The following is an 8,892-nucleotide window of genomic DNA, read 5'->3' on the forward strand; positions in this document are numbered from 1 at the left end:
GTATAACGGAGGACACGAGAGAAAAAAGACAGACACATTATAATATTCGCACGCGCGTAAACAAAAACGGAAAAAGAAAAAAAAGAATACGCAAACAAAAAGCCGGAAAAAACGGAAAAAGAAAAAACGGAAGGCAAACTTGCAAACACACTAAAAAACAAAACCACCATTTAAAGCAAGAACGAAATCAAAAACAATAAATAAGTAAATTCTATAATTCTCTTTATACAAAAAAAAACAAACCTGTGTTATTCCTCCGTTTACAAATAAAAAACTATCCATCTATCAGATAATCCATTAAAAAAAACGTATCTTTGCTACTCATTATTTTTAATGCTAACATGAAATACGGAGTAACAAAAAATACATTAGTTATTACAGCAGGCATAGTTTGGCTCTTAGCCGGTATCAATATCTTGCGTATTGGAATAAGTTGCTGGATAAACGATTCTCATTATTGGTTCTTCAAAATCTGTGAAGCCACTATAGTATTTCTTTTATTCTTTGGTCTGATATTTCATAAACTTTACAAGAAACATACTCATCGCATATCTCAAAAGAAATCCAAGAATTGTCCATTCTCTTTCTTCGATGTAAAAGGGTGGATTATCATGGGATTCATGATTACCATAGGTATCTTGACACGCACCCTGCATGTACTACCAGAAGCATTTATTGCTGTATTTTATACAGGATTGTCAGTAGCCCTAATTACAACCGGTACCCGATTTATATGGTACTGGTGGAGAAACAGGCATCTACTAGTCTGATTAGTCATTCGGTCTACAGAGGTTTCCACGATGGATGCTGTTTTCCCCTCGCACAATGTCAGCGAGAGCCTCCCAAAAGAAACGACAGCATCACCAATCACTCTTTCAAATCGTATATCTCAAGAAATGTATAGGCTACACAGGTTGGTACCACTAGCAAAACGAATCAACGAAAATCATATAATACTACGCTACCGTTTCCACATCGGGCAAATCAGACATACCTGATTACAAATTGTTATAAGCCCCGGAACAAGTTGTTGTCATTGTATGGACGGCATACAGTCCGGCAACCTTAATGCAGTACATCTGCACCGGTAAGCTCCACAATACGTTCGGCCACAGTTTGTGTGTCCCTGCGCGGAGAAGTAAGCCACAAGCATCTTACTTTTTTCAGCCGGATAATCGAAATCACTCCAGTTCTCTCCACTTCCTAGCTTTTCGGGCATTGTTAACTGTTCTGTTTCTGGTGCGGAAGTATCATTGGGAAAACATGCTATCACGCTGAACTATTGATTGTCATATTCTTCATCTGTCGCAACATAAGTCAATATGTCGTGTTTGAAAAAGTTAACGAAAAGTTACAACTCCTTGTCGAAAAACTCCATTCCCCCCCTAACTGCCGTACCCACATACTCCGGCACGTAGTAGATTTTGCTGTGTGTTGCATCGGAAATAAAAGTCAATTCCTTGTCCTGTGTACCCGTGACACGGCTATAACATTGTTCCGTTGTATAATAAGATATCAGCAATGCTACCAACTATCATCAGTAACGTCTGATTGAATAGATTTATGTTCTGTACTCCGTCGGATTGAAACCGAGATTCTGTTGTACATAACGGCTGAGATAGGCTTGTGACGAGAAGCTGAACATATCGGAAATCTGCACGAACGACAATGACTTATCACTCAACAGGCGTGAAATATCAAATATTGTATAACGGTTAATCCAATAGTTGGCGGCATATCTGCTCACCTTTTTTAACACTTCCGACAAGTATTTCGACGTAATGCACAAACAATCGACATAATAAGATACCTCCCTGTGTTCGCGGTATGTACCATCCTCCAGCATTCTCAAGAAACGATGTATGATGGAGGCATCTGCGTTGAAATGTCGCTTTCATCATAGATACGAGCATGAAAATCGAAAAAATCAAGGATAGCCGTCTGCATGGCGTTGATAAGCATTTCACGGTAGAAACGATGTTCAGTATCCTTGATACACAACTCAAGCAGTTCAAGATCTCGACGACAGACAATCTGCTGTTCAAGCGAGAGGTGCATGACAGAGTTGAGGAAAAGGCCAGTTGTCCTTTCATTCCATAATTGCTCTAAGGTTACATAGTTCAACAAATCCAGACTTCACATAGATAATCTTGGCACAGAAATCCATTGAAACTTCTATATTTTCAATCATTTTCCGCTTGCGGATAATCGACAGATCGCCAGCATGCAACTCAAAATCCATTCCGTTGAACCGATATCAACATCCCCCTCCCAAACAGAACAAATGTGACAAATACTCCTCTTCGGCATCGGTCGGAATCCGGGTAGCCCAATCGATTACCATAATATCTTTACACTCTTCCATACTTTTATACCGTTTGCTTAATAAAAACAGAAATAACCATAAATACAGAATCTCAAGCGACTGCTGCTATAAAGCCATTGCATTTACATTTTTTAATAATTCTACAATGGAATAGTTATTTTTTATGGGCGATCCTCCGAACACTTCGCTCATCTCCATCATTTCAAGTTCAATATCTATCTCCTTTACTTTTTCATCAGTCATGTGAACATCAGCAGCACCAGCATTTTCTTTAAGCCGGCACAGATGGCACGTTCCTAGAATAGGTATAATCCATGGACGTTTGTTCATCGTCCACGACAGCGCGATTTGCGACGGGATGGCATGGTATTTTTCCGCCAAACGGTCAATAAGAGAAAACAACGATTCATTCTGCTCAAAACTCTTCATCTGGAATTGAGGCATAACGGCACGGTAATCCATTCGAACATCAAATCGTGTTTCAGCAGTATAACATTTCGTAAGCAGCCCGTTTGCAAGTGGCGAGAAGGCCACAAGGCCCATGTCTAGTTCTTCAAGGAGAGGGAACATTTTTCGTATTGGCGAGCCATCATCGAATAGTGGTTCTGCACAGCAATAACGGGACAAACTGCATGAGCGCGACGTAGATACTCTTCAATAGCTTCTGAAATGCCCCAGTGCAGGATTTTCCCATCACGGATCAGATCGGTCATTACTCCTGCTACTTCTCCGGTTCAACCTTCGGATCAATATGATGCTGATAATACAGATCTATACGATCAGTACGCAAACGATGGAGTGATCCTTCAACTGAACTGTAGATAACTGAAGGCTGCGAATCGGGAATCACGACATGTGTACCGGCTACGCCAAAACCATCAAACTATATGCCGAATTTTGAGGCTATCACAATTTGGTTGCGGAACGACTGCAACGCTTTTCCCAACAATTCTTCATTACCATTCGACCTGTCCGGTGTACCATACATTTCGGTCGTGTCAAAAAAGTATACCCCATATCTACGGCATCGGTCAATAGTTCCGTTATTTTACACTTATCGGCAGGCGCACCGTAGGCATGACTCATACCCATGCAGCCCAGACCGACGGCCGATATCCTCAATCCACTCAGTCCTAATGTTCTGTATTCCATACCATCTTTTCCACCTCTTCCTGCGTAGCGTTGAAAAAGCGTTTTTCTTTATTGAGCGAACACATTTGTTCCATTTTCTTGTTATTCAGTTCGAAATCGAAAAATGGCAATATTCTCCTTGATATAATCGAGGTTCGATGCTCCGGGAATGACAGAGAAATCTCCTTGAATATGCCAGCGAAGAATTATCTGGACGGGAGATTTACATGTACCTTGGCTATTTATCGGATGACAGACTGAACAACGCACCATTAGACATCGCACCACCCAACAGAAACCAACAAGTAATGTGAATACCATAAGGTTTTACCTTGTCGCGTATGGCCAACCGTTGAGCGTAAGAGTGGCATTCGATCTGCAATACTGCGGGTTTTACACGCGATTCGATCATAATTTTCTCGAACGCCTCGTCATTTGCATCGAAATTACTGATTCCCAATGCACGTACTTTTCCCATATCACGCCATGCACCCACAAAATCGCCGGCTGGCTGGTGAACAAATCCAATTGCATGTGTTCCAATATCTTATCTATAGCCTCTAATGTCTTACTTTCGCCATATTCGGTCGGCCAAAGTTTCGAGGTGATCCAAATTTTCTCACGTGAAATACCACTCTCCTTTACAGCTCGTCCCACTCCGGCTTTATCATTGTGCATGAGCAGTATCGATATGTCGATAACCGATCTTCAAAGCAGTAAGGCACGATTGTTCACATATAGAACCGGATGATTGCATAAAAGTTCCCAAACCGAATTGCGGCATCAACACACCATTATTGAGTTGTACCATCGGTACATTAGCGACAGTTTTACAAATATCCTGTGCGGAAACAAAGATGCAGCCCATCAAGGCCACACACACTAGCATTGCAATAAACTTCTTCTCCATATTATATTTCTAATCTGTTTTTAATAGTTTCACAGTACAAAATTAGCGTGACTTGCCTATGTTATATTTACAAGAAATACGGATTGAATTACATTTTTTCAGTTTTTGAATATAAAATTACTTCTATCCGCAAAAACAACAATAGAAACAGAAATTTATATAACAACTTCCTGAAAGAAAAAGTGTAATTTTATAGAAGAAAATAATCAATCATAACAAGAATATGAATACAATAAAATTGAATAACGGTGTCGAAATGCCCCAGATAGGTTATGGCGTCTATCAAGTTTCTCCGAACGAATACGAACGTTGTATAAGCAGTGCTTTATAGATCGGTTATCGCATGATCGATACAGCACAAGCATACCACAATGAGGAAGGTGTAGGTAATACCATACGTAAAAGTGATATCGACTGCAAAGAGATTTTCCTCGTATCAAAAATATGGATTTCCAACTACGGTTACAAAAAGTGAAAGCCTCTATCGACAAAAGTTTGGACCGCTTACAAACCGACCACATTGACCTAATGCTCCTGCATCAGCCGTTCTGTGACTGATACAGTGCATACCGCGCACTGGAAAAAGTATATAAGGAGGGAAAGCTTCGCGCCATAGGCGTCTCAAATTTTTACCCTGATCATTTCATCTATATCACTAACAACATGGAGATTGTTCCAGCTGTGAATCAAGTGGAAACACACGTATTCAACCAACAGACTGAACCGCAAAAGAGTTCGGCACGCGCATCATGTCGTGGAGACCGCTCACCGAGGGCCGTAACGGTTTCTTCACGAATTCAATACTTGCCGAAATCGGTAGCAAATATGGGAAAAGCATAGTACAGATCGCTCTGCGCTGGTTAATCCAACGTGGCGTCATCATCATCCCCAAATCGATTCACATAGAACGGATGCAACAAAACACCGACATTTCCAATTTTGAGTTGACAGACAAAGATATGGCTACCATCGCCACACTCGACATGGGATACAGCCTCTTTTTTGATCATTATGATGCTAGAACCACCCATATGTTTATGGAATAGAGATAAAATAATACTACTATAACGACGGTTCAACAGTTCTGATCGTGTAGAATCAACACAAGACAATGAACAAACTGGTTAAATCAAACTAATAAAAAACAATCGCCGCAGAAATAGATGTATAACTCCCTGCGGCAATTGTTTTATTGTAATATCCAAGTGCATCGATCTATCAATTGTTTTTTACTATCACTGGCACGTACTTCTATTTCATTCCTTCCTTTTCTGAGAGGGACCTCCTTGAACAAACAAACTTTCAAACTGTCCGGCTTCATCCTTCTACACTGACAGTCATTCACTATCAATATCACTTCTTCTACATTCGAAAAGACCTGTACATCAACGAGCGGCTTCACCCGATTCACATTACGACGCCCTGCGATATAAATCATAGGTTCTGGATTCCAATTGGCCCGGTAAAAATAATAAGCATCCTTTTTAATCTTACGATCATGAGTTACCAGTCCTTTGTCATTGATGCCCGAACGATCCCCCTCCATACGATGAGCTGCACCGAAATCAAACATATTCCACACAAAACTAGCCCACACATACGGACGTTCATTTATTATTTTCCAATTCTGAATATGATATTCTGTTTGCCAATTCTCTGGATGCCACCAACTTCCGGGAACAGTTTGTACCAATGAGTCCTGCTGATGATAGATACTAGCACCAGCACCATATTCGCTGATGGCAATTTTTATTTCGGGATGGTTCTTATGAGTAGCATCCAACCATGTGGCAAGCGTAGCCGGTGTGGCCCCATACCATCCATCATAGCGATTCCAAGCTATATGATCAGTAATGAAATTCAACGCGCCATCCTGATTACTTGCAGAAGTAGTAGGACGAGTAGGATCCTCCCGATGTGCCATAGCATTCAACTCCTTTATATACTCTACAGGATTGTCTCCCTGCTCTTTCAATTCATTGAACAATCCCCAAAAACAGATACTAGGATGATTGTAATGCTGGCGGATCATCTCTTTCAACTGCTCCTTACCATTTTCGCGGAAAGAAGGCTGATCAACAAAACCTTTATCAGCGTATCCTCCCGGCCCCACAAATGGAATCTCAGCCCAAGTGACAATGCCATATTTATCCATTAAATCATACATATAGGTAGCTTGTGGATAATGTGCCAGACGAACGGCATTCACCCCCATATCAAGCATGATACGAGTATCTTCCTCGTGATGCACCGGATAAAGAGCATTACCCACTTCCGCCCTCTCCTGATGACGGCATACACCATGCAGCGGCAAATGTTTTCCATTCAAGAAAAAACCTTTATCGGGATCCGTGATGTAATAACGTACCCCTAACGGCTGTTCCACTTTATCCAACTCTTTTCCATCTTTAATCAAGGTCACCACCGTCTGATACATGAATGGATCCTGCGTCCCGTTCCAAAGACGCGGATTCTTCAGTATGAACTCTATATTCTCTACCTGTACATCTGTATGAGGAATCATACTTACTTCCTTCTCCGTTTCATACACAGTCTTTTTTTCATCATTAACCTGCAACCGGAGCACTGCTTTTCGGAGTTCTCCCGTTCCATTAGAAAGATTGATGCGTGCACAAATAGCTGCCTGTTTGTCCGTAATCTGTTGCTGTATGAGATAAACCCCAGACGATGCATAATCTAACGGAGAGATACACAGGTTATCAGTCAGCAACAGATGTACATCCCGATAAATGCCACCATAAAAATTAAAATCACCGACCAATGGCATTACATCCAACTGCTCGCCATTATTGACACGTACCAGCAATGTATTCTCTTTTCCATATTCCACTTTATCGGTTACCTCGAAGACAAAAGCTCCATAACCGCCCCGATGCTCACCTATATGTTTACCATTTACAAAGACATTGCTCACGCAATTCGCTCCCTCAAAACGTAAAAAAAGCCGCTTACTTTGCCACTCGGGACGGATGAATATTTTTTTAGTATAATTACCTATTCCCCTCTTGTAATCGTGCTTACCACCCAAAGCGTCCTGTGCATTCCAAGTATGAGGCAAGTCTACCCTACGTGCAGCATTAGCATTTACTTGATGGGAAAAACGGAAACTCCAATCCTGATTGATAAGCTTATCTTCTCTTTGTGCCAACATCTGCATACTGAAAGCTGCGGCAAACAATACAGTAAAAGTTCTTCTGAGGTTTTTCATATGTATTTTTATTATTATACTTTGATTTATGTTCCAACAGCAAAAATAGATAAAAAACTTGAGAGACCAACTAAAACACAGAAGAATAGTTGAATACAAAGAAGATAAAAGTCAAAACCGCCGTGAATAACTTTTCTTCTGATATTCACAGCGGCATATATTATAACTAGAATAATAAATCAACACATATCCCCTCAGAGATTTTTCCAAGCATTTCTTAGAATATTTTGTATAAAAGCATGCTAAAAAATACCGATATAATTACAAATACAAAGTCCAACGAAATATTAGTTTATTATTTTACATTTAGCTTATAACCAACAGAGAGGGTTAAACTATTATAGTTTACACCTATATTATCATTTTTAGATTCTTTTCCAAGTGATATTTCATATTGAAGCTTAACTGTCCACCTCCGATTTTCAATACCTACAGCAGACGTCATTCCCCAGTCGAAATTTCTCGCATGTTGATATAGAAACTGGTTGCTACCACCCTCCGTACTTTCTCCCACACCAGGATATCCTTCAACCAAACCGGAAGAAGGTATAGTAAGATAATATGGATTACTATCAATATGATTTTTGATACAATATCCTATATATGGTCCTATTTCAAAGAAAAATTTAGTGGAATTGTTGCTATGGATAGAGATTTTAACCCAAATAGGAACTTGTAAAAAATGCCTTGTCTGAGAAACATTTTCTATCCATGTAGCATCTCCATTACTATATGTTCCACCATTATTTACAGAGTATCCTCTAAAAGTATAATATAATCCCGACTTCATAGAGAACACATTATTAACATTATAATCTGCAGATATTCCTAAACGAGTGGATGGACGCCAGCATTCTCCATACCCAGTTCTTTGTATTGCAGATAACCCAGCTTCGGTTGCCCATGTGACACACTGAGCATTAGCCCACATGCTACAAGAAAAAACAACAGCAAATAATAATACTTTTTTCACTGAAAAATAAATTAAAGTTAGTAATTTTATAGTTTATACTATCGTGTCGCTATAATCTTTTTCATCATAATAACCTTATTTTTTACAGAATGACAACAAAGTTTCATTTTACCCCCATCCATGAGATTATTTTTATTTCAAACTAACATTTTACCAAATCGGTAAAATCGAACGTAAGTACGACATAGCGATGACTGATCCGCTAAAAAACAACCTAAATCAACCATTATTTGAATACAATGGAAACAAGCAATAAAGTATTGCACGAGAAACTCACATGAGAAAAGAAAGTTCCGGTTATGCATTGATGGAATACCTATACC

General features: G+C 39.8%; 12 protein-coding genes and 3 pseudogenes. 5 read left to right on the forward strand and 10 right to left on the reverse strand.

The window, feature by feature from the left end; translation table 11 throughout:
* Nucleotides 1-200: hypothetical protein (locus AB5935_RS22575; protein WP_368327586.1), on the forward strand; the 200-nt coding region annotated here is incomplete at its 5' end.
* A 141-nt stretch (nucleotides 201-341) separates the two neighbouring features.
* Complete coding sequence (locus AB5935_RS22580; RefSeq protein WP_007832733.1) at nucleotides 342-770, forward strand: hypothetical protein; 429 nt, start codon at nucleotides 342-344, stop codon at nucleotides 768-770.
* 295 nt (nucleotides 771-1,065) lie between these two features.
* Here the strand turns inward: AB5935_RS22580 and AB5935_RS22585 are convergent, their stop codons facing one another.
* The 3 genes from AB5935_RS22585 to AB5935_RS22595 form a co-directional block, all read right to left on the reverse strand.
* On the reverse strand, nucleotides 1,066-1,200 hold the full coding sequence (locus AB5935_RS22585) for a hypothetical protein (RefSeq protein WP_007832731.1): 135 nt from the start codon (nucleotides 1,198-1,200) through the stop codon (nucleotides 1,066-1,068).
* A gap of 151 nt (nucleotides 1,201-1,351) precedes the next feature.
* Nucleotides 1,352-1,531 (reverse strand): hypothetical protein, encoded by a 180-nt coding sequence (locus AB5935_RS22590; RefSeq protein WP_032940449.1) that lies wholly within the window; start codon nucleotides 1,529-1,531, stop codon nucleotides 1,352-1,354.
* A gap of 30 nt (nucleotides 1,532-1,561) precedes the next feature.
* Entirely contained in the window at nucleotides 1,562-1,846 is a 285-nt protein-coding gene (locus AB5935_RS22595; protein WP_008653195.1) for a helix-turn-helix domain-containing protein, read from the reverse strand.
* A 65-nt stretch (nucleotides 1,847-1,911) separates the two neighbouring features.
* On the opposite strand from AB5935_RS22595, the gene AB5935_RS22600 reads away from it, so the two are divergent.
* Nucleotides 1,912-2,100 carry a hypothetical protein gene (locus tag AB5935_RS22600; RefSeq protein WP_007832727.1) on the forward strand — a complete coding sequence of 63 codons (189 nt, stop codon included), beginning with the start codon at nucleotides 1,912-1,914 and terminating at the stop codon, nucleotides 2,098-2,100.
* Nucleotides 2,101-2,431: 331 nt separating this feature from the next.
* On the opposite strand, the pseudogene AB5935_RS22605 reads toward AB5935_RS22600, so the two are convergent.
* From AB5935_RS22605 to AB5935_RS22625, 5 genes and pseudogenes are all read right to left on the reverse strand, one after another.
* Nucleotides 2,432-3,039, reverse strand: a pseudogene (locus AB5935_RS22605) (aldo/keto reductase).
* Between the two features lie 8 nt (nucleotides 3,040-3,047).
* Nucleotides 3,048-3,314: pseudogene (locus AB5935_RS22610) on the reverse strand (aldo/keto reductase).
* The gene (locus tag AB5935_RS22615) at nucleotides 3,233-3,478 is read right to left on the reverse strand and encodes a hypothetical protein (RefSeq protein WP_032933022.1); all 246 of its coding nucleotides are present in this window, start codon (nucleotides 3,476-3,478) and stop codon (nucleotides 3,233-3,235) included. The pseudogene AB5935_RS22610 and the gene AB5935_RS22615 overlap by 82 nt, the downstream one beginning before the upstream one ends.
* 217 nt (nucleotides 3,479-3,695) lie before the next feature.
* Entirely contained in the window at nucleotides 3,696-3,935 is a 240-nt protein-coding gene (locus AB5935_RS22620; protein ID WP_197737698.1) for an aldo/keto reductase, read from the reverse strand.
* A 189-nt stretch (nucleotides 3,936-4,124) separates the two neighbouring features.
* Nucleotides 4,125-4,367, reverse strand: coding sequence for a hypothetical protein (locus AB5935_RS22625; protein ID WP_032933024.1), 243 nt, complete (start codon nucleotides 4,365-4,367; stop codon nucleotides 4,125-4,127).
* A 343-nt stretch (nucleotides 4,368-4,710) separates the two neighbouring features.
* Here AB5935_RS22625 and AB5935_RS22630 point away from each other — a divergent pair.
* Nucleotides 4,711-5,207 (forward strand): annotated as a pseudogene (locus AB5935_RS22630) (aldo/keto reductase).
* The gene (locus AB5935_RS22635; RefSeq protein WP_008653202.1) at nucleotides 5,117-5,413 is read left to right on the forward strand and encodes an aldo/keto reductase; all 297 of its coding nucleotides are present in this window, start codon (nucleotides 5,117-5,119) and stop codon (nucleotides 5,411-5,413) included. The pseudogene AB5935_RS22630 and the gene AB5935_RS22635 overlap by 91 nt, the downstream one beginning before the upstream one ends.
* A 143-nt stretch (nucleotides 5,414-5,556) precedes the next feature.
* On the opposite strand, the gene AB5935_RS22640 is transcribed toward AB5935_RS22635, so the two are convergent.
* Nucleotides 5,557-7,596, reverse strand: coding sequence for a glycoside hydrolase family 2 protein (locus AB5935_RS22640; RefSeq protein WP_008653205.1), 2,040 nt, complete (start codon nucleotides 7,594-7,596; stop codon nucleotides 5,557-5,559).
* A 295-nt stretch (nucleotides 7,597-7,891) separates the two neighbouring features.
* On the reverse strand, nucleotides 7,892-8,569 hold the full coding sequence (locus tag AB5935_RS22645; protein ID WP_007854568.1) for a porin family protein: 678 nt from the start codon (nucleotides 8,567-8,569) through the stop codon (nucleotides 7,892-7,894).
* Between the last annotated feature and the right edge of the window lie 323 nt (nucleotides 8,570-8,892).

The organism is Phocaeicola sp. RTP21198st1_B8_RTP21198_201120, assembly GCF_040929485.1.
Classification (GTDB): domain Bacteria; phylum Bacteroidota; class Bacteroidia; order Bacteroidales; family Bacteroidaceae; genus Phocaeicola; species Phocaeicola dorei.

Coding starts and splice junctions, on each gene's coding strand:
- AB5935_RS22580 (WP_007832733.1), top strand. CDS start 342: ATGAAATACGGAGTAACAAAAAATACATTAGTTATTACAGCAGGCATA.
- AB5935_RS22595 (WP_008653195.1), bottom strand. CDS start 1,846: ATGCTGGAGGATGGTACATACCGCGAACACAGGGAGGTATCTTATTAT.
- AB5935_RS22600 (WP_007832727.1), top strand. CDS start 1,912: ATGAAAATCGAAAAAATCAAGGATAGCCGTCTGCATGGCGTTGATAAG.
- AB5935_RS22615 (WP_032933022.1), bottom strand. CDS start 3,478: ATGGAATACAGAACATTAGGACTGAGTGGATTGAGGATATCGGCCGTC.
- AB5935_RS22620 (WP_197737698.1), bottom strand. CDS start 3,935: ATGGGAAAAGTACGTGCATTGGGAATCAGTAATTTCGATGCAAATGAC.
- AB5935_RS22625 (WP_032933024.1), bottom strand. CDS start 4,367: ATGGAGAAGAAGTTTATTGCAATGCTAGTGTGTGTGGCCTTGATGGGC.
- AB5935_RS22635 (WP_008653202.1), top strand. CDS start 5,117: ATGTCGTGGAGACCGCTCACCGAGGGCCGTAACGGTTTCTTCACGAAT.
- AB5935_RS22640 (WP_008653205.1), bottom strand. CDS start 7,596: ATGAAAAACCTCAGAAGAACTTTTACTGTATTGTTTGCCGCAGCTTTC.